Consider the following 19,590-nt stretch of genomic DNA (forward strand, 5'->3'; position numbering starts at 1 on the left):
ATGTTTCAAAACTCATGTCGGAAACCGATGGTTCAAAACATCTGACCGCGACGAGTTATGGAACACTGATCGCTGTGAACGAACTTTTGGGCTATGCCAGGGTCTCGACCCTCGAACAGAACCCCGACGCTCAGGTGGACGCTCTCAGCGCCGCCGGGTGCTCGAGGGTCTGGATCGACAAGGCCAGCGGGGCGACCACCTCTAGACCCGAGCTATCCGATCTGTTCTCACACCTGCGCGCCGGCGACACCCTCGTCGTCTGGAGACTCGACCGACTCGGTCGGTCTCTGCCGCATCTGCTTGAGACCGTGCAACAGCTCGAAGAACGCGGCATCGCCTTCCGTTCCCTGACCGAACAGATCGACACCAGCACCCCAGGTGGCCGTTTGATCTTCGCTATCTTCGGCGCCCTCGCGGAGTTCGAACGCAACCTTATCCGCGAACGCACCCAGGTCGGTCTCGCTGCCGCTCGCGCCCGCGGCCGAACCGGTGGCCGGCCCCCGAAGATGACTCCCAACAAAATCCGCCAGGCCAAGAAGATGCGTGACAGCGGCATGAGCCAACTAGAGATCGCCGAGATCCTCGGCGTCGGCCGCACCACGCTGTACCGGTATCTGACGGATAAGAGGTCAGCTTGAGTACCGAAGTCTGGGATTCTGTTGCGGCGGGTCTGGGCGCGGGTGCAGCGGGCGCGACGGTGCTATCTGCTGTCTGGGGTATGGGTCAGCTGACCCGAAAGCAGTGGGACCGCACTATCGGTCGTCGACGGGCTCAGTCCCGGATACTGGATCAGCTCGCCTGCGGTAGCTCGCTTGAGTTTGTTGAATCACTGCTGGGACTACCGCAATTCCTGGAAAAGATCGATGGCAGGGAACAGCGCATCTACCGGCTGGCTGGAAGCTGGGTAGTTGTCGAACTCTACGAACGGGCTATGCTGTCTTTCTCGATCACCATCACAGACCCCCGCATGTATCACTCCACGGAGCGACTCTCCTTCGGTCAACTACACGTTCGGCTCGGCCGAAGTGACTTTGCGGACGTATCCCATCACCCGTCGGGCGAGCGGATGTGGGTGGGAGCCCGTCGGCACGGCTACCTCCAGCACCACTACTTCGGCAACCCGGGTGGCTACCAGGACTATTGGCTTTCCCACAACATGTGTGGCGCTACCACAGGACCACTCGGAAACTTCTGGAGAAATGCGTACACCGGAACCTACGCCACTCACCGCAGCCCGAGCCCCCAGGTCAGATTCCAGGACAATATGCCGACGGAGGCTCGGTCAATCGTCATCAATGACGAGGCTCGGGGAAAATGGATCTGGCGCACTTTCCGTGAAGGTCCTGACGTGCCCCTGATCAGGGACGACTCGGCATAGACCAAGATCATCATGGTGTGACCTTGCGCTCCCGGCGGCCTTGCTGCCGCATCTGACCGACGTCGTTGTCGACGCCGTCCGCCTCGTCGGATCCACGATCCGGATCCACGCCCACCCTCACCGCAGCGAAGCACGGTGCCCGAAATGCGACACGCCGTCGAGCCGGGTCCATTCCCGATACCGACGCAGACCGGCCGACACGACAATCGGTGCCCGCCCGGTCGTTCTCGTACTGACTGTGCGCCGATTCTTCTGTCTCAACACCGACTGCAAGGCAATTACATTCGCCGAACAGATAGCCGGTTTGACGAGACGGTGCGCCCGCCGCACCACGGTGCTCGACGCGGTGCTCGAGGCGATCGGTCTGGCGATGGCCGGTCGCGCCGGCGCCCGCCTGGCAGCCAGGCTCGGGATGACGGTCGGCCGCGACACCCTGCTGCGAACGGTGCGCGCGATCCCCGACCGGCCGATCGGCGCCACGCCCGTACTCGGCATCGATGATTTCGCCGTCCGCCGCGGACACGTCTACGGCACCGTGATCGTGGATCTGACCACGAGCCGGCCGATCGACCTGCTTCCGGACCGCACCAGCGAGACCGTCGCCGCATGGCTGCGGGAGCATCCCGGCGCCGAGGTGGTGTGTCGTGACCGGGCGGGGGCCTACGCCGAAGCCGTGCGCGTCGGCGCACCGAATGCGGTGCAGGTCGCCGACCGGTGGCACCTGTGGCACAACCTCGTCGGCGCGGTTGAGGACACCGTGGTTCGGCACCGCGCTGATCTTCGCCCACCGACCGAGCCCGTCGACCCCGGCGAGGTCGTCACCGACACCACTGCCAACGAGATCGACTGTGGTACCAGCACTACAAATGCCGAGTGGCCGGACGGCCGGTTGATCACCCGCACCAGGGAACGGCATGCCACCGTGCAACAACTCGTCTCGAACGGGATGACGATCTCGGCGATCAGCAGGAAACTGAGCCTCGACCGCAAGACCGTTCGCCGCTTCGCCCGCGCCCATGACGTCGACGAACTGCTGACCACCACCCGGATAGCAGGACCCACCTTGCTCAGCGAACACGAAACCTACCTGCGTGACCGCTTCGCCGCGGGGTGCACCGATGCCACCCGCCTGACCGCGGAGATCACCGATCGCGGCTACCGAGGCAGCGCCAAGACCGTCCGCCGGTTCCTGGCACCACTGCGTGTTGCGCACCGGACGCGGCCGGCGCCACCGCCGGCGCCATCCGCCCGGCAGGTCGCCGGGTGGTTGACCTCCCGACCCGAGCGTCTCACCGACGCCGACAGTCGCCGCCTTACCGACATCCTCGAACGCAGCCCCGCACTGACCGCCCTGCGCGAGCACGTTCGCGGCTTCGCCGAGATCATGGCCGAGCGGCGCGGACTCGAACTCATCAGCTGGATGACCAGCATCGACGCCACCGGATCACCGGCCCTGCGGTCCTTCGCCGCCGGCCTGCGCCGTGACCTCGATGCCGTCACCGCCGGGTTGACCCTCGAACACAACTCCGGGCCTGTCGAAGGGCACGTGAACAGAATCAAAATGCTCAAGCGGCAGATGTACGGGCGCGCCAACCTCGACCTGTTACGGAAGCGCGTCGTCCACCTCGAATAGTGAAGCGTGGCATAGGCTTCACGGAAAGTGCGCCAGATCCGGGAAAATCCCCAGCTGTGCTCGACGAAAGTCCCCACCTGTGAGCGGTGTTCACTGTAGCGGTTGCCGGGTGCCGGTGGTGGCTTTGCGGAGGTTCTCCGAACGTGCGTGATGGTCTCGCAGCCGGTAGGAATCACCGTCGAGGTTGAGCACCACCGACCGATGCAGGAGCCGGTCGAGCATGGCGGCGGCAACGGTCGTGTCGCCGAGGACCTCACCCCATTCCCCGACCCCACGGTTGGTGGTCATGACGATCGAGGTCTTCAGATAGCGTTGCGCAACAACCTGAAACAACGCCGATGCGGCCTCCCCGGGTAACGGCAGATAACCGAGTTCGTCGATGACCAACAGGGTCGGGCCGGCGAAGAACCGCATCGTCGTCGCCCACCGACCCTCGATCGCGGCGCGATGACAGCGAGCGGCGAGGTCGGCCGCGGTGGTGAAATAGGTGCGATACCCGGCATGGACCGCAGCACGGGCCAATCCCACCGACAGGTGGGTCTTCCCGACCCCGGGCGGGCCGATGAGCAGCACATTCGTCGCCGTTTCCAGGAACCGGCAGGTCCCGAGTTCGGCGATGAGCGGTCGGTCGAGGTTCGGGGCGGCATCGAAGTCGAAGTCCTCCAGCGAGGCCGGCGTGGGCAGGCAGGCGAACCGCAGCCGGCCCGCCAGACGGCGCACCTCGGTGGCGTCGACCTCGATCGCCAGCAACTGCTCGAGGGTGGCGGTCATCGACAGGTTGTTCTTCTGGGCCCGGTCGAGCACCGCCGGTAGCGCTTCGGCGGCGTCGTGCAGTTTGAGCACGGCCAGATGCCCGCGCAACCGCTGATAGAGACTGGCGGCTTCGCTGGTGGCCGGTGCCGGGATCGGGTCCGGCGGGGTAGATGCGGTGCTCATGCCAGGGTGTTCCTTCCGCGGGCGGCCCGTTCGTAGGTCGACAGGTCGATCACCGTCGAGGCGGCCGGGACCGGGGTCGGTTCGCTGTCACCGGACGATGAGGTGGTGGTCTCGTCGCTGGTGCGGAGCTTGCGTGCTGCAGCGATCGCCTCGGGTCCCGGTGGGATCCGTTCCTTGCGGCGGTGCGGACGGCCACCGGTGCCGGCGGCGGCCATCGCCACCTGTTCGAGGGCGAGCACGTGCCCGTGGTCGCGGACCATCACTCCGGCTCCGTCCGGCGCCAGGCGGTGTCGAGCGATGGTGATCTGCGAGGTGGTGACGATGTCGATGACCTCCGATCCCAGCACCCGGGTGACGGTGACCTGCGCCGACGCCAACTCCGGTGGCACCGAATAGCGGTTGCCGCGATAGGACACCAACGCCTGCCGCGACACGACCCGGGACTCGGTGAGGATCGCCGGATACGGCACTGTCGGTGGCGGTGACAACGCTTCGGCAGCGGCGAGTGCGGCCACCGTGGTCCGCCCGTCGGCGGTGCGGCGGGGTCGGGTGTCGCTGCGCACCCGGCAGAACTCGTCCAGCCTCGTCTGCGCCTGCTCGACGGTGACGTCGTCGGGCAGGGTGCGCCACCACCGCCCAGCGGCAGTATGGTTGGCCTTCTCGACGACTCCTTTGCGGTTGCCGGCCCGGGGTGGGCAGATCGTCACCGTCACGCCGTAGTGTTTCGCGACCCCGGCGAAGCTGGCGGTCATCCGTCCGCTGTCGGGGTGGCAGACCGTGGCCATGCGGTCGAAGCGCCAGCTGCAGGTCAGCCCACCGAGGCCGCGGCAGATGCGGTCGAGACCGTCGACCAGATGCGGCTGGGTCATCGCCGGCGCCAGCATCCCGCGCCAACGCCCGGAATGCGCGAGCGAGCCGACCAGCAGATGCGCCATCGAACCCCACCCCCAGGATGCGGGTGGGTTCGGCAGATCGACCCAGTCCCACTGGGTTTCCTCACCGGGCGGGTGCTCGATCACCGCGTTCGGCCGGTCGGTGGCGCTCGCGCAGTGCTTGCACACCGGCCGGAGTTCGCGGTCGCGGATCTGCCGGGTCAGCGTCTGATACGACATGCGGTAGCCCAGCTCTTCGAGTTCGTCGCACAGGGTCCGCGCCCACAGGTGCGGATCTTCCCGCAGCCGGCAGGTGATGTAGTCGACGAACGGTTCGAAGGGGTCGGGTTCGGTGCGTGTGCGCACCCCAGGGGTGCGTTCGTTGTTCAGATAAGCCCGGATGGTCTTGCGGTCTCGGCCGGTGTGACGGGCGATCGCCGAGATCGTCCAGCCTCGATTGCGTAGGGCGTGTACTTCCACATCGTCCTCCCATGTCAGCATGAGAATGCGGGTCTCCTTCGACTGGCTGATGTGTGGTCAGAGACCATCAGCATCGGAGGAGACCCGCCCTCGTTGGCGGTGCCACACGGGTGGGGAATTTCGATGAGCGTTACTGGGGAATTTCAGGGATCTGGCGCACTTTCCGTGAAGCCTATGCCACGCTTCACTATTCGAGGTGGACGACGCGCTTCCGTAACAGGTCGAGGTTGGCGCGCCCGTACATCTGCCGCTTGAGCATTTTGATTCTGTTCACGTGCCCTTCGACAGGCCCGGAGTTGTGTTCGAGGGTCAACCCGGCGGTGACGGCATCGAGGTCACGGCGCAGGCCGGCGGCGAAGGACCGCAGGGCCGGTGATCCGGTGGCGTCGATGCTGGTCATCCAGCTGATGAGTTCGAGTCCGCGCCGCTCGGCCATGATCTCGGCGAAGCCGCGAACGTGCTCGCGCAGGGCGGTCAGTGCGGGGCTGCGTTCGAGGATGTCGGTAAGGCGGCGACTGTCGGCGTCGGTGAGACGCTCGGGTCGGGAGGTCAACCACCCGGCGACCTGCCGGGCGGATGGCGCCGGCGGTGGCGCCGGCCGCGTCCGGTGCGCAACACGCAGTGGTGCCAGGAACCGGCGGACGGTCTTGGCGCTGCCTCGGTAGCCGCGATCGGTGATCTCCGCGGTCAGGCGGGTGGCATCGGTGCACCCCGCGGCGAAGCGGTCACGCAGGTAGGTTTCGTGTTCGCTGAGCAAGGTGGGTCCTGCTATCCGGGTGGTGGTCAGCAGTTCGTCGACGTCATGGGCGCGGGCGAAGCGGCGAACGGTCTTGCGGTCGAGGCTCAGTTTCCTGCTGATCGCCGAGATCGTCATCCCGTTCGAGACGAGTTGTTGCACGGTGGCATGCCGTTCCCTGGTGCGGGTGATCAACCGGCCGTCCGGCCACTCGGCATTTGTAGTGCTGGTACCACAGTCGATCTCGTTGGCAGTGGTGTCGGTGACGACCTCGCCGGGGTCGACGGGCTCGGTCGGTGGGCGAAGATCAGCGCGGTGCCGAACCACGGTGTCCTCAACCGCGCCGACGAGGTTGTGCCACAGGTGCCACCGGTCGGCGACCTGCACCGCATTCGGTGCGCCGACGCGCACGGCTTCGGCGTAGGCCCCCGCCCGGTCACGACACACCACCTCGGCGCCGGGATGCTCCCGCAGCCATGCGGCGACGGTCTCGCTGGTGCGGTCCGGAAGCAGGTCGATCGGCCGGCTCGTGGTCAGATCCACGATCACGGTGCCGTAGACGTGTCCGCGGCGGACGGCGAAATCATCGATGCCGAGTACGGGCGTGGCGCCGATCGGCCGGTCGGGGATCGCGCGCACCGTTCGCAGCAGGGTGTCGCGGCCGACCGTCATCCCGAGCCTGGCTGCCAGGCGGGCGCCGGCGCGACCGGCCATCGCCAGACCGATCGCCTCGAGCACCGCGTCGAGCACCGTGGTGCGGCGGGCGCACCGTCTCGTCAAACCGGCTATCTGTTCGGCGAATGTAATTGCCTTGCAGTCGGTGTTGAGACAGAAGAATCGGCGCACAGTCAGTACGAGAACGACCGGGCGGGCACCGATTGTCGTGTCGGCCGGTCTGCGTCGGTATCGGGAATGGACCCGGCTCGACGGCGTGTCGCATTTCGGGCACCGTGCTTCGCTGCGGTGAGGGTGGGCGTGGATCCGGATCGTGGATCCGACGAGGCGGACGGCGTCGACAACGACGTCGGTCAGATGCGGCAGCAAGGCCGCCGGGAGCGCAAGGTCACACCATGATGATCTTGGTCTATGCCGAGTCGTCCCTGATCAGGGGCACGTCAGGACCTTCACGGAAAGTGCGCCAGATCCAATTTCAGCGAGCGCCGTCATCAACACGCTGACCGTGCTGGGGCCACAACGAAACATCGGGACGGACCCACAGTCACAGATCGGGACGGACCCACAGTCACAGATCGGGACGGACCCACTCCTGACACAGATGATGTCCCGAGATGTCCTGGGCCCCGATCATGACACGGTGCGATTAGCCATGGTTCATCGCCGCTAAGGGCCCCACCGACGCAGGTCTAGGCATACTCAACTATAGCTAAGGAGCTACAGCTTCTTCCTTCGCCACGGACTTGGCGTAGTCGTTTAGCACCGGAGTCACCTGGTCGTTCTTGCGAAGAAACTTGGCAAGGGAGTTGTCCAGCCAGCCTGCGAGCCTGAAGATGTTCTCGAGCTGGTAACTGTGCTTGAACATGTAGATCGGCTCGTGGTGGGCAATGCGGTTGCGAAGCCGCTCGAACTCGCGAAGTGCATCACGGATCGGACCCGGTTTGTTCTGTATCTCGGGACCCTCATAGCCGGGGAATGCCTCGTGGAGTGCTGGCCGCCAAAGATTGCGGTGGTAGTTGTAACAAGGGTCGAGCTTGGGCGCGCCTTCACCGCACAAGGCGACCCACAGGCCCAGGCTCGTCCCCCCGATGACATCGTCACCGGTAGGTTCTATCTGCCGCTGACCGGAGTCGTGATTGTGCTTCCGATCGAAGCTGAGCAGAGATTTTCTGAGCTTGTCGAGCTCTCGGTCAAGCAGGTGGATCCGTGGTCGATCCGACAGCGCATCAACGTACCAGCCCGTTTCGGGAGTGCAGCCGATCTTCTTGCAGAGCTGCACGTTCAAGGCATTGCGGATCGCCACTTCCACCATTGCGATAGCAGGCCAGTAAGCAGCAGACAGATGTGCGTTCCAGATGTATAGACGGGACGCTTTCGCATGGTCGCCTCGTGCGGCAGCGCGATACTTGGCATATCGGGCGGTGGAGATAAGCGACTCAAGCGGCAGCTCCTCCGGCTCCACACACCCTCCCCAAAAAGCGTTTTGCCCCAGGGGGCGGCCTACCTTGCGGTAGCGGAAGTCCCTGGGGCTTACGTCCTAGAGGCTAACGGATAAAGCCGTGCGACTGCAAACCTGATGGTCAAACACTTTCTTCGTTCGCCTGTGACACCAGGACACTCCGCTGTCCCGAGCGGCTGCCACAGTCGTGTCCCACGACCATGACGATCTCGCGATCTCGGCAAGGAAAGACTGTCCGAAACGCCCGACTTCGGCGCGAAGCTTGCTGGCGGACAATCACCGTGGTCTGTCGATCTCGTCGAGGTCGAGGTCGAGGAGCAACAGGACATCGGGCAGTCTCCCAGTCACGGCATCCTCAGGGCCGATGAGGAGGTTGGGGTTTCCCTCGGCGAAGTCGCCCGTTTCGAGGAAGTACCTGCGAGCTGCCCGCGTCTTATGAGCGTAGCTAGGCAGCCGTGTTATGAGTGGCGTTGACGTGAGTGTCTGGTGCGCCCACTTCAGAGCCCCGGAGTCGTCGACACGGGATATCTCGCCGCGTCCCACTCGGTCGAGAAGGATCGCTGCCATTCACACCGTCACTGAAATCTCCCCTCGGTGGCTCCTCCGTGGTGAAGTAGTCGAGGCGGGGGCACCCCCCTAGGGGTGCTCCCACGGTGCCAGCACCCACCCGCCAGGGGCGGGTACACCGACAGGAGAGCATGCGATGAGCTTCGACGAGCAGCTGCACCGCGCCGCATTCGACCTGGCCCGCGCCGGCCACAGCTGGCGCGAGGTCGGGGCCGAACTCGGCTGCGACGAAACCGTCGCCCGAGCCATGGCCCGCCGCTACGAAGCCGACACCGAGGCCCGGGCCCGCGCCGACCAGTTCTCCCTGTTCGAGCTGTAGCTGCGGGGCGGGGAGCGGGCCGCGCAGCGCGGTAGGCCGCGCCGGAAAGACCCGTAGCGCACCGCTCCGTCACGGATCGACCGTATTCGTCCGCCACCCGAAAGGTAGGACCGCACGGTGACTACTGCCCGATCGAGGACACGCCGCCGGCTACCGGGCGGCACTGGGCCGCGAACACGCCGGTGATGTCACCACCGAGGACGCCGACCAAGGCGCCGTGTGGTTCGCGATGCCCCCGGATGAACAGCTCGACGACGACGCGGCCACCGAGTACGAGCGCGGCTGGATTCTCGGCTGGTCCGAATACCTCAGCCACCGCTAATTCGCACTGCCGAACGGCTCCACCGACGTGCCGGCCACTACGATCGCCGCAGCCCACGTCGCTCGGACTGTGGGCATGATGAGACGCCACAGGAAACGCAAACGGGGGGAACGGTGTTCACCGCACTACGCGGCCGATTCCGCAAGAAATCGACAACGACGAGCACGCCGACCGGCGAATCGCGTCGGGCTGACGAGGCAGTTCACGCGCGGGCTCAGGTGGAGGCGTTGAACCACGACGCCGGCAGAGCTTGCAGCGCCACCCACGACACCGGCTCGTCGCATTCTCCATGGGTGCCCGGGCGACCACGCTCTCTACGACGAGCAGACCGCCCGGCATGCCTCCGCCGCCGCGCGTCAGGACCACGCTGCGTGACAAATTACCCCGTGGGATGTCTCGACAATCCTGGAGGCGAGTGCGGGACGAGCCTGCGCTGCAGAGGTGACCACGAGCGGTATCGTCGAGCGCTTGTCGCTCGACCGCCGTTGCGCAGCGACGCGAGCGCGCAGCTGTTGACAGGCTCCCCATCGGCGGCGCTGGCTGTGTGGACTCGGTCGACTGACCCGCAGACGACGAGATGCTCCGTCGGACCGCACATGCGGACCGACACTGCACCCCGTGTCTACCAGGGTGGGGCGGTCTCTCCGCAGCGGAATGTTCTTCGGTGTGTGTGCCGTACAGGCTCGGCGTCCACTGCCGCCGAGCGGGTCGGGCTTGTGCTGTTTCAGGCTGGCGCCGCTGTGGAATAAATTTCAGCGGGCTTCGACGGTGGCCATCATGCCGGCGTCCTCGTGGTCGAGGATGTGGCAGTGGTACACGCTGCGCCCCGGGAATCGGGTGAAGTCGATCAGCACCTGCACCCGGCCCCCCGCGGGGACGTTGACCACGTCCCGCCACCTCGGCTGCTCGACGGGTCCACCGTGCTCCTCGACGATCTGCATGGGCCAGATATGAAGGTGGAACGGGTGGTCCATCGGGGTGGGGTTACGGATCGTCCACTGCTCGATCGTCCCGGCGGCGGGACTCTGGTCGGTGCGCCGGGCGTCGAAGGCGCGGTTGTCGAACCCGAAGTTCATCCCCGCCCCGCCGGGCCCGGAGCCCATCATGGCGCCCATGCCCATGCCCATGCCCATGGTGAAGGTGATCTCCCGGGAGGCGGCGATGGGGCGTCCGCGCAGGTCCGGATCGACTGCCCGCTGCGGTACCGGACCGGCGTCGGCGGCCGGGGGCCCGTCGGCGACGACGGTGGCCAGCATCGCCGGCCCGGACAATTCGGTGCCGCCGCCCATCATGCCCATCATCGCCCCGCCCCGGTCGTAGCCGAGGGTGCGCAGCCGCCCGGTCCCGGCCTCGATGTCCACCACCAGGTCGGCCCGGTTGCCCGGGGCCAGGGGGACCTCCCCGACCTCGGGGGTGCCGGGTTCGTGGCCGCCGTCGACGCCGAGCAGATGCAGCCGGTGACCGTCGACGGTCAGGCGCAGGTAGCGGGAGGTGCAGGCGTTGACCAGCCGCCACCGCTCACGGTCCCCGGGGCGGGCGGTCAGCCGCGGTTCGGGCCGGCCGTTGACCAGCAGCAGCTCTCCTTCCCGCCCGGTCATCACCTGCTGGGGGTACACCCGGGCGAGGGAGCCGTCCGGGGCGAGGGAGACGTCGGAGATCACCAGCACCCGCTCCCGCGCAACCGGGATCGCGTCGTCGCCGTCGACCAGGATCGTGCCGTACAGACCGCCGAAGAGCTGATCGGCGACCGAGCCGTGCCGATGCGGGTGGTACCAGAACACGCCGGGGGGATGGTCGGGCGGCACGTCGAGACGGTAGTCGAAGCTCCGGCCGGGCTCGATGCTGACGAACGGATTGTCGCCGGTGCCCTGGGGGGACACGCGCAGGCCGTGGAAGTGCAGGTTGGTGGCCGCATCGAGGGTGTTGACCACCCGCACCTCGAGGCGGTCCCCGGGACGGACCCGCCAGGTCGGGCCCGGCACCGTGCCGTTGTAGGTCAGCATCGTCGCTGTTCCGGCCTGATCGAGGCGGGTGCGGGCCACCGTCAGTTCCACCCGCAGCACTCCGGCCTCGCTGCGCAGCACCGCCGGCTCGACCACCGGCAACCCCGACTCGGCGATCGTGCTGCGGGGGGAGGACGCGAACGGCAGTCCGGTGCGCGAGAGCCCGAGCCCACCGGCGGCGATCCCGGCTATCCCCAGTGCCCCGAGCTGCAGCGCGCGGCGACGATCGATCGGGCGTCCGGTCACCGGTCCTCCAGCTGCCGCACCCGCTGCTGATACTCGTCGGCGTCGATCTCCCCGCGGGCGAACCGCTCGTCGAGGATCTGCCGTGCCGACGACCGGCCGGCCCCGCCGGGACTCTGCTCGCCGCGGCCGGCGGTGCGCAGCCGGACCAGGGCGACGACCACCGCCGCGACCCCGACGAGCAGCAGCACTAGGAACACCCATCCCCAGCCTGCACCACCCATGTAACACCCTTCGCCCCACGGGCCCCCGCCGTTCATCCCACCCACCGGACACCTCCTCCCATTACATACCCCTGCCGGTATCGCCCCGCCCGTCCATCGTAGCCCCGCTCGAATACACCGGCCTCCCGCACCACAGATCTTCACCGAACCTTCGTCCGGCCCGCTCCGTCGCCACCACGCACGTCGAATCAGGCACCGAATCCCACCCGGCACCCAGGCACGCCGTGCGGCACCGCGGCTCGAGCCGGAATGATGGTCTGCATGCCTACTGTTGACCGACGCCGCGTCGCCGCCGGTGCCGCCGGCGTGGTTGCGCTGCTCGTGGTTCTGACCGGCTGCGGGTCCTCCACGGGCGGGTCGTCACCGAGCGCCACCTCACCGGCTCCGGTGGGGCCGCGGATCGAGGTGAGTCCGTCCGACGGTGCCACCGGGGTCGAACCACTGGCGCCCGTGCTGGTCCAGACACCCGACGGCACCTTCGAGTCGGTGACCATGACCAACGAGGACGGGCGCACCATCGACGGCATCGTCACGCCCGACCGGCACACGTGGAAGCCCACCGGCCCGCTCGGATACGGGCGCAGCTATACCGTGACCGCCACCGCGATCGGCGCGGACGGCACCCGCAGCGACCGCACCACCGGGTTCACCACTCTCACACCCGACAATCAGACCGCCGTGGTGTTCCGGACCACCGGCGGCGGCGCGGTGTCCGACGGCGGGGTCTACGGCGTCGGACTCGTCGTCGTCGCGCACTTCGACGAGCCGATCCCGGACCGAGCCGCGGCGGAGAAGACACTCACGGTTCAGGCGAATCCGCCGGTGGACGGCGCCTGGTACTGGGCCGACGAGCAGAATGCGCACTGGCGGCCGCGCAGCTACTACCCGCCGGGCACCCAGGTCACCGTCCGCGCCGACATCTACGGCAAACCCCTCGGTGGCGGACTGTTCGGGCAAGAGGATGCGTCGGTGTCCTTCTCCCTCGGGGACGCGCACATCTCCGTCGCCGACGATGACACCATACAGGTCACGGTGACCGACAACGGGCAGATCGTGCGCACGATGCCGACCTCGATGGGCAGGGGCGGCACCGAGGTGGTCGACGGCCGGACCCTGTCGTTCTGGACCCAGCCGGGGATCTACACCGTGCTCGACCAGGCCAACCCGGTGGTGATGGACTCCTCGACCTACGGGCTGCCGGTCAATTCCCGCCTCGGCTACAAGGAGGTCATCAACTACGCCACCCGCATCAGCAACGACGGGATCTACCTGCACCAGCTCGACGCGACCGTGTGGGCCCAGGGCAACACGAACGTCTCGCACGGATGCTTGAACCTCAGCGGCGCCGACGCCCGCTGGTTCTACGAGTTCTCCCGCCCGGGGGACGTCGTGGAGGTCCGCAACACCGGCGGCGCCCCGCTGCAACTGTGGCAGAACGGTGACTGGAGCATCCCCTGGGAGCAATGGCAGGCGGGCAGCGCCCTGCGCTGAACCCGCTCGTGCCCGGAGCCACGGCCCCGGCACGGGGAGGACGATCCGGAGAAGCGGAGCCGACCCGTGGCGGGGCCACACCCCGGGACGTGGGCGCCGATTCGGTCGGAACGCGTCACATCGGCATGTTCATCATCGGCATCCCGTTCATCTGGTGCAGCCACATCATCAACTGGTGCAGCAGGGTGTGCGCCTGGTCCATCATGCCCATCATGTTCACAGCTGTGACCTTTCGTGGGCCCGAAGCAACTCTCGGGCGGAATCGCTTCCACTGTCCTCGCTCCTCGTTACCCGGGGAATCGCCCGACATGCGAAATCTGTGTTCTTCAACAGATCTTCATCGTTTTCATCGGATCTTGACTTTCGGTGGTCGGGTGGGCACGAGTGCGTCCCAGCCGGCCACCGTGGAAACCTCCCGGCTACGGGCAGGGGCTTGGCGTGGGGCGGCTGCCGGCAACCGAGGCAGTCCACAGTCCCGCCGACATCGGTGGGGCGCAGCAATGCCAGTGCCGTCTTCCCGGTGCCCGCCATGAACGCCGGGCGGCCTTTGGTTGTAGTCCTGCAAGGGCCAACCGCGTGGTTGTAGTCCTGCAAGGGCCGCGCGATCCGGGTGCCGTGGGTGCTCGGACGTGCTCTCGGGCCCGGTGCAGACCTCAGCGGGGTGTGGTCACCACGGTAGTTCGCGGCAGCGGCCTTCGCCGATGGGGGGTTCGACCTGCACGGTGGCGTGTTCGAGGTGGAATTGTGCGGCCAGCAGGGTTTGTGCGGCCGCGAGCACGGTGGTCGGGTCGGCGCCGGGTTCGGTGGTCAGGTGGACGGAGGCGACCTCCATGCCGGAGGTCAGGGTCCAGATGTGCAGGTCGTGGGCTTCTCGGACGCCGGGCAGTGCGACGAGCGCGGCGTTGATCTCGGGGACGTCGATGCGCCTCGGCGCCTGCTGGAGCAGGATGCCGATCGCATGGCGGCCGAGGTTGTAGGCGCGCGGTAGGACAAATAGTCCGATGGCGACGCCGATGAGCGGATCGGCGTACTTCCAGCCGGAGACCAGGGTCACCAGACCGCTGACGAGCACGCCGATCGAGCCCAGCATGTCGGCGAGGACCTCGAGGTAGGCGCCGCGGACGTTGATGCTCTCCTGCGCGCCCTTGCGGAGCAGCAGGAAGGCTATGACGTTCATGGCCAGACCGACCACGGCGACGATGGTCACGGGCAGGCCCGGGACTTCGGGGGGATCGGACAGGCGGTGGACGGCTTCGTAGAGGACCCAGCCGGCGACGCCGAACAGCAGCACGGCGTTGACCAGGGCGGCGAAGACTTCGGCGCGGTACAGGCCGAAGGTGCGGTCCGGTCGGGTGCGGGCGCGTTGGGCGACGGTGATGGCGGAAACTGCCATCAAGATTCCGAACACGTCGGTGAACACGTGCGCGGAGTCGGAGAGGAGGGCCAGTGAAGAGGTGGACAGACCGACGGCGACCTGGGTCACGAAGGTAGTCAGGCCGAGGGCGACAGCGATCCAGAGTCGGCGGACGTGCCGGCCGGAGGCGCTGGTGGCCTGGGCGGCGGGGACGCCGTGTCCGTGTCCGTGGCTCATCGACTTCCTTTCGTCGGCACGGACAGCAGCATATTGCCGCATGCGCATGTATGCAATTGTAGGGTGATGAAGAAGTGGGGCGCGGCAGGGAACTATCCTTCATAGTATTTCGGCGGCGGTACGCGCGCCTGCAGGTTCGACCGGCGGGAACGGGCGAACAACGGGACGAGGGTGAGGTTTTTCCGTGGCAGGCATCGGGAGCAATAGAGCGGTGTTCGGGGCGGTGCTCGGCTGGACGGTGGGTGCGGCCGTGGTGGCCGCATCGCTGGCGGCGCTGTCGAGCACCGAGGTGTTGCGCTTGCTGGGATTACCGGATCCGGGGGCGCTGACGAGGTACGCCCTGCCGGCGGCCGTCGCGGTGGGGGAGGTGTCCGCGGTGGTGATGATCGGCTCGTTGCTGCTCGCCGCCGTGCTGGTGCCGCCGCAGCGCTCGGGGGTGCTCGACGTCGACGGGTACCGGGCGGTGCGCACGGCCGGGGCGGCGGCAGCGGTGTGGGCCGGATGTGCCCTGGTATTGGTGCCGCTGTCGTTGTCGGACACCTCCGGCCAGCCCTTGGGAACCGTGTTCGCCGACCCGCTTCCGTTCTTGCGGGCGGTCGGCGAGATCGAGGTGGCCACCGCGTGGTTGTGGACGGCGGTCCTGGCAGCGGTGGTGGGTCTGGGATGCCGACTTGTTCTACGGCACCGGTGGACGGCGTTACTGCTGGTATCGGCGGTGGCGAGCCTGATGCCCCGGGCGGTGACGGGGCATTCGTCGGCGGGCGGATCGCACGACCTGGCCACCAACAGCTTGGTGCTGCACCTGGTGGCAGCCGGACTGTGGGGCGGCGGGTTGGCGGCGCTGGTGCTGCACACCGTCCGCGGCGGGGGGTATCTGGATGTGGCCACGCGCCGGTTCTCCGCTCTCGCGGCGGCGGCGTTCGGGGTGATGGCCGTCTCCGGAATGGTCAATGCCGCGATACGGGTGCCGCTCGGACAGCTCCTGGAGGGCGCCTACGGGTTCGTGGTGCTGGCCAAGGTGGTGGCCCTGGCCGTGGTGGGCGGGCTGGGGTGGCGACAGCGCACCGTGGCGGTGACCGCGCTCGCCGCCGACCCGGCGGATCGGCGGGCGTTCACCCGGTTGGCAGTGGTGGAGTCGGCGGTGCTGATGGCGGCGGTCGGTCTCGGGGTGGCGTTGGGACGCACCCCGCCGCCGGTGGAAGAGCGCCGGGAGCCGAGCCTGGTCGAGGAGGTGCTGGGGTACGGACTGGGCGGGGCGCCGACACCGGTTCGCATGCTGACCGAGTGGCGGTTCGATCTGTTGTTGGGTACCGCCGCGGTGGTGCTCGCGGTGCTCTACCTGCTCGGGGTGCGCCGGATACGGGCGGCGGGCGGGCAGTGGCCGATCCACCGCACCGCCGGGTGGCTGCTCGGATGCCTGGTGCTGCTGCTCGCCACGTCCTCGGGAGTGGGGCGCTACGCGCCGGCTGTGTTCAGCGTGCACCTCACGGCCACCGCTGCGATCGCCGTCGTGGTGCCGTTGTGCCTGGTGCTCGGCGCCCCGCTCACCCTGGCCGCCCACACGGTCCGCCCCGACCCGGACGGGGCCCCCGGGGTGCGTGAGTGGCTCCGCGCGACGTACTCGAGCGCGGTCGTCCGGGTGCTGACCCGTCCTGCGGTGGCCGTGTCGGTGTTCGTCGGCACCTTCTATCTGCTGTATCTCGCGGGGCTGTACGACGCGCTCGCCGGATCGCACGTTGCCCACGTGCTGACCAACGTGTGGCTGGTGGTGGTGGGATCGGTGTTCTTCTGGGTCACCGTGGGCCTGGATCCGCTGCCGCGCCCCCCGGCGCCGACCGCTCGAGTGGGTGCGGCGGTGGTGGCGCTGGCGGCGTATGCCTTCTTCCTGACGTCGGTGATCAATGCCGGGACCGTCGTCGCCGGCGAGTACTACACCTCGCTGCGGCGCGGCTTCCTCGACGACCTGGCCGCCGACCAGCGCCTCGGCGGCAACCTGGCCTGGGCGGTGGGGGAACTGCCGCTGCTGCTGGCCGCGGTGCTGGCGACGGTGCGCTGGGCCTCGGCCGACGAGCGCCGAGCCCGTCGGCGCGACGAGCTGGTCGGCCGCGAGGGTGACGAGGAACTGGCCGCCTACAACACGATGCTGCGCGGATTGGGCGGGCCTGCAGGTCAACGCGGTGGCGGCCCCGGCCGGCGTCCCTGACGCCGCGGCGCCCGCGGGCGCGGCCGGCGCGGGCGCGGCGCATTCGTGTTGTGGAAACTATGCTGAATAGTAGTAATGTGTCGGTGTCCGTCACCGTTCCGTTATCAACGAGCGAGCGTCTTCACAAGGATGCAATCTTGGCCCGACATCGCAAACCCCAGTCCGGCCTCGCCTTCCCGGCCGTCTCTCGCGGCCGGGGGTGGGGCCCGCTGCGCACCGGCCCCGCCGCGGCGGCGCCCGCGCCCCCGACCGAGTGTCTCGGCCTCGCGCCCCACGCTGAGCAGCCGACGGTCGGGGTGCCGCTCGCCGGGGCCCGGCGGCCGCCGGTCCGGGGAGCCCATCGTCGGCCAGGCGGGGCCGGCGGGCGGGTGATGGTGGTGTCGGTGGCGGCCGGGGCATTGTTAGCCGCGGCGGCGTCGAGTGCGCACGCCGCCCTCCCCGGTGAGCACACCCTCGACCGGCGGCAGGCCGATCCCGACGAGTCGGCGGGGGCGGCGGCCGCGCCGTCGCAGGCCCCGCAGGTGTTGCAGGTCTCTCAAGTGCCGACACTGGCGGATTTCGCCGACCGGCTCGAACGGGCTCGGCTGCGGGAGGAGCGGCGGGCGGCGCGCGAGGCCGAGGCGCGGCGCCCGAAGACGCGGATCCCCGTCATGGGCACGTTGACGTCGAATTTCGGGCCGCGGTGGGGTACGACGCACTACGGTCTCGACATCGCCAACGCGATCGGCACCCCCATCGTCTCGGTCACCGACGGCACGGTACTCGAGGCCGGTCCGGCCTCCGGGTTCGGTTTGTGGGTGCGTATCCTGCAGGATGACGGCACCATCGGGGTCTTCGGCCACATCGACCAGGCGCTGGTGTCGGCGGGGCAGCGGGTGCGCGCCGGGGAAGAGATCGCCACCGTCGGCAATCGAGGCCAGTCGACCGGGCCCCATCTGCACTACGAGGTGTGGGAGCCGGACGGGCGCAAAGCCGATCCCATGGCATGGTTGAACGCACGCGGTGTCCCGGTCGCACCGGATGCGCGTGCGTAGGTTCATCGATGGTCGGCGAGTATCTGCGAGGGGAGTCATGCACGGATTGGGGGGTCTGGAGGCCGAGGTGATGAACGAGCTGTGGTCGACCGACGAGCCGCAGTCGGTGCACGATCTGGTCGACCGGCTGCGTGATCGCAAAGAATTCGCCTACACCACCATCTTGACCGTGGTCACCCACCTGTACGAGAAGGGCTGGGTGCAGCGCGAGAAGCGCAGCCGCGCCTACTTCTACTCGCCCTCGCGCAGCCGGGAGGAAGCCACCTCTCAGGCCCTGCGGGCGCTGCTGGACAGCAGCGCCGATCCCAGCGCCGTGCTGCTGCACTTCGCCAAGACGGTGACCGACCGCGAGTACGACGCCCTGCGCCGGGGCCGGACCAGCCGGGCCCCCGAGCAATGACCTTGGCTCTGGTCCTGCTCCTCGGCGCCGCCCTGATCACGGTGGCGGCGCCGCCGATGCTGCGCCGCGTGGGCGCGACCTCCCTGCCGCCGGGGATGGTGCTGGCGGCATGGCTGGGCAGCCTGGCCGGCGCGCTGTTTTTCGGGGCCTCGGCGGCGATCATCTTGATCTGGCCCGATCATGCCCCGGCCGAGACCGCGGTCGAGGCCCTGGTGCGGTGTCTGGCCGCGGTCTCGCACGCCGTCCAACCGTGGATCACCGAAGCCCTCGCCGGGGCCGGGGCGGTGGTGTTGAGCGCCGTGGTGGCCCGGGTGGTGATCCTGGGTCGGCGGCACGCCCGGGCGCAGGCCCGGCTGCTCGACTACCACCGCGAGGTGGTCTGCATCGTCGCCCGCTCACGGGGGGACGATGTGATGTGGCTCGAGCACCCGATGCCGATGGCCTACAGCGTCGCCGGCCGGCCCGGTTTCGTGGTCGCCACCGACGGACTGTCGCAGTGCCTGAGCAGCGGTGAGCGCGATGCCGTGCTCGCCCACGAGCGGGCCCACCTGCGCGGCAGCCATCACCGCATCGTCGGCGCGTGCGACGTTCTCGCGGCCGTGTTCCCGGCCGTGCCGCTGTTCGCCGCGGCCCCGTCGGCGGTGAAGACCCTGGTCGAGCTCACTGCCGACCAGCACGCTGCGCGTGCTACCAGCGCCGCCACGGTGTGCGCGGCGCTGGTGGCCGTCTCGGCTTCCCCGCTGCCGCAACCGCCCGGGACGTTGGGGCTGAGCAACGAGACGTCGCTGCGTCTGGTCAAACTGCGCACCAGTTGGCGGATGCGGTGTCCGCGCATGTCGTACGCGGCGGCGGCGGTGGTGTCGATGGCCGTGCCCGCGGCGACCGCACTGGCCGGCCTCGCCACCGCCTCGGCCGGGCTGTGCCTGGCCTTGGCCGTGCTCTGAGGGGTGGGCGGCACCGCACCCACCCCCAAATACTATTCGCCATAGTATTTGGGTAGGCTGCCGAGTGTCTCATCGTTGTG

Annotated in this window: 17 protein-coding genes; 9 read left to right on the plus strand and 8 right to left on the minus strand. The window is 68.2% G+C overall.

The genetic code is table 11. The annotated features are described in order from the left end of the window. Positions 1-74: 74 nt before the first annotated feature. Genes QNA09_RS24430 through QNA09_RS24440 form a run of 3 tightly spaced genes read left to right on the plus strand, consistent with a single transcriptional unit; the run spans position 75 to position 3,011 of the window. Positions 75-638, plus strand: a complete 564-nt coding sequence (locus QNA09_RS24430; RefSeq protein WP_006935278.1) for a recombinase family protein — start codon at positions 75-77, stop codon at positions 636-638. After that, a complete protein-coding gene (locus QNA09_RS24435; RefSeq protein ID WP_308072132.1) occupies positions 635-1,378 on the plus strand; it encodes an ETEC_3214 domain-containing protein in 744 nt (247 codons plus the stop codon). Before QNA09_RS24430 ends, QNA09_RS24435 begins: the two co-directional genes overlap by 4 nt. A 40-nt stretch (positions 1,379-1,418) precedes the next feature. After that, positions 1,419-3,011 (plus strand): ISL3 family transposase, encoded by a 1,593-nt coding sequence (locus QNA09_RS24440; RefSeq protein ID WP_308072133.1) that lies wholly within the window; start codon positions 1,419-1,421, stop codon positions 3,009-3,011. Between the two features lie 90 nt (positions 3,012-3,101). On the opposite strand, the gene istB is transcribed toward QNA09_RS24440, so the two are convergent. The 5 genes from istB to QNA09_RS24465 form a co-directional block, all read right to left on the minus strand. Then, entirely contained in the window at positions 3,102-3,947 is an 846-nt protein-coding gene (gene istB, locus QNA09_RS24445) for an IS21-like element helper ATPase IstB (protein WP_006935277.1), read from the minus strand. Continuing rightward, the gene (locus QNA09_RS24450) at positions 3,944-5,320 is read right to left on the minus strand and encodes a DDE-type integrase/transposase/recombinase (RefSeq protein ID WP_006935272.1); all 1,377 of its coding nucleotides are present in this window, start codon (positions 5,318-5,320) and stop codon (positions 3,944-3,946) included. The genes istB and QNA09_RS24450 overlap by 4 nt, the downstream gene beginning before the upstream one ends. A 166-nt stretch (positions 5,321-5,486) precedes the next feature. Then, positions 5,487-7,079, minus strand: a complete 1,593-nt coding sequence (locus QNA09_RS24455; protein ID WP_308072133.1) for an ISL3 family transposase — start codon at positions 7,077-7,079, stop codon at positions 5,487-5,489. A 340-nt stretch (positions 7,080-7,419) separates the two neighbouring features. Continuing rightward, positions 7,420-8,172 carry an Abi family protein gene (locus QNA09_RS24460; protein WP_006939069.1) on the minus strand — a complete coding sequence of 251 codons (753 nt, stop codon included), beginning with the start codon at positions 8,170-8,172 and terminating at the stop codon, positions 7,420-7,422. 273 nt (positions 8,173-8,445) lie between these two features. Continuing rightward, positions 8,446-8,736: a hypothetical protein gene (locus tag QNA09_RS24465; protein ID WP_040273253.1), complete on the minus strand. Its 291-nt coding sequence runs from the start codon at positions 8,734-8,736 to the stop codon at positions 8,446-8,448. 136 nt (positions 8,737-8,872) lie between these two features. On the opposite strand from QNA09_RS24465, the gene QNA09_RS24470 reads away from it, so the two are divergent. Further along, positions 8,873-9,055: a hypothetical protein gene (locus tag QNA09_RS24470; protein ID WP_006939070.1), complete on the plus strand. Its 183-nt coding sequence runs from the start codon at positions 8,873-8,875 to the stop codon at positions 9,053-9,055. A gap of 1,074 nt (positions 9,056-10,129) precedes the next feature. On the opposite strand, the gene QNA09_RS24475 is transcribed toward QNA09_RS24470, so the two are convergent. After that, the gene (locus QNA09_RS24475) at positions 10,130-11,626 is read right to left on the minus strand and encodes a multicopper oxidase family protein (protein WP_308072134.1); all 1,497 of its coding nucleotides are present in this window, start codon (positions 11,624-11,626) and stop codon (positions 10,130-10,132) included. Continuing rightward, positions 11,623-11,847, minus strand: a complete 225-nt coding sequence (locus tag QNA09_RS24480; protein WP_308072135.1) for an SHOCT domain-containing protein — start codon at positions 11,845-11,847, stop codon at positions 11,623-11,625. Before QNA09_RS24480 ends, QNA09_RS24475 begins: the two co-directional genes overlap by 4 nt. Positions 11,848-12,108: 261 nt before the next feature. On the opposite strand from QNA09_RS24480, the gene QNA09_RS24485 reads away from it, so the two are divergent. Beyond that, on the plus strand, positions 12,109-13,338 hold the full coding sequence (locus tag QNA09_RS24485; RefSeq protein WP_044475839.1) for an Ig-like domain-containing protein: 1,230 nt from the start codon (positions 12,109-12,111) through the stop codon (positions 13,336-13,338). Positions 13,339-14,005: 667 nt separating this feature from the next. Here QNA09_RS24485 and QNA09_RS24490 read toward each other — a convergent pair. Continuing rightward, positions 14,006-14,929, minus strand: coding sequence for a cation diffusion facilitator family transporter (locus tag QNA09_RS24490; protein WP_006934845.1), 924 nt, complete (start codon positions 14,927-14,929; stop codon positions 14,006-14,008). 211 nt (positions 14,930-15,140) lie between these two features. Between QNA09_RS24490 and QNA09_RS24495 the strand changes: the two genes are divergently transcribed. The 4 genes from QNA09_RS24495 (at position 15,141) to QNA09_RS24510 (ending at position 19,510) form a co-directional block, all read left to right on the plus strand. After that, positions 15,141-17,132, plus strand: a complete 1,992-nt coding sequence (locus QNA09_RS24495; protein WP_006934844.1) for a cytochrome c oxidase assembly protein — start codon at positions 15,141-15,143, stop codon at positions 17,130-17,132. A 137-nt stretch (positions 17,133-17,269) separates the two neighbouring features. Next, positions 17,270-18,166, plus strand: a complete 897-nt coding sequence (locus QNA09_RS24500; RefSeq protein ID WP_081636957.1) for a M23 family metallopeptidase — start codon at positions 17,270-17,272, stop codon at positions 18,164-18,166. Positions 18,167-18,203: 37 nt separating this feature from the next. Next, positions 18,204-18,566, plus strand: coding sequence for a BlaI/MecI/CopY family transcriptional regulator (locus tag QNA09_RS24505; protein WP_040273202.1), 363 nt, complete (start codon positions 18,204-18,206; stop codon positions 18,564-18,566). Continuing rightward, positions 18,563-19,510, plus strand: coding sequence for a M56 family metallopeptidase (locus tag QNA09_RS24510; RefSeq protein WP_006934841.1), 948 nt, complete (start codon positions 18,563-18,565; stop codon positions 19,508-19,510). The genes QNA09_RS24505 and QNA09_RS24510 overlap by 4 nt, the downstream gene beginning before the upstream one ends. The last annotated feature ends 80 nt before the right edge of the window (positions 19,511-19,590 follow it).

It is taken from the genome of Rhodococcus sp. AH-ZY2 (genome assembly GCF_030916465.1).
GTDB classification, from domain to species: Bacteria; Actinomycetota; Actinomycetes; order Mycobacteriales; family Mycobacteriaceae; genus Rhodococcus; species Rhodococcus ruber.

Coding starts and splice junctions, on each gene's coding strand:
- istB (WP_006935277.1), bottom strand. CDS start 3,947: ATGAGCACCGCATCTACCCCGCCGGACCCGATCCCGGCACCGGCCACC.
- QNA09_RS24450 (WP_006935272.1), bottom strand. CDS start 5,320: ATGCTGACATGGGAGGACGATGTGGAAGTACACGCCCTACGCAATCGA.
- QNA09_RS24465 (WP_040273253.1), bottom strand. CDS start 8,736: ATGGCAGCGATCCTTCTCGACCGAGTGGGACGCGGCGAGATATCCCGT.
- QNA09_RS24470 (WP_006939070.1), top strand. CDS start 8,873: ATGAGCTTCGACGAGCAGCTGCACCGCGCCGCATTCGACCTGGCCCGC.
- QNA09_RS24480 (WP_308072135.1), bottom strand. CDS start 11,847: ATGGGTGGTGCAGGCTGGGGATGGGTGTTCCTAGTGCTGCTGCTCGTC.
- QNA09_RS24485 (WP_044475839.1), top strand. CDS start 12,109: ATGCCTACTGTTGACCGACGCCGCGTCGCCGCCGGTGCCGCCGGCGTG.
- QNA09_RS24490 (WP_006934845.1), bottom strand. CDS start 14,929: ATGAGCCACGGACACGGACACGGCGTCCCCGCCGCCCAGGCCACCAGC.
- QNA09_RS24505 (WP_040273202.1), top strand. CDS start 18,204: ATGCACGGATTGGGGGGTCTGGAGGCCGAGGTGATGAACGAGCTGTGG.
- QNA09_RS24510 (WP_006934841.1), top strand. CDS start 18,563: ATGACCTTGGCTCTGGTCCTGCTCCTCGGCGCCGCCCTGATCACGGTG.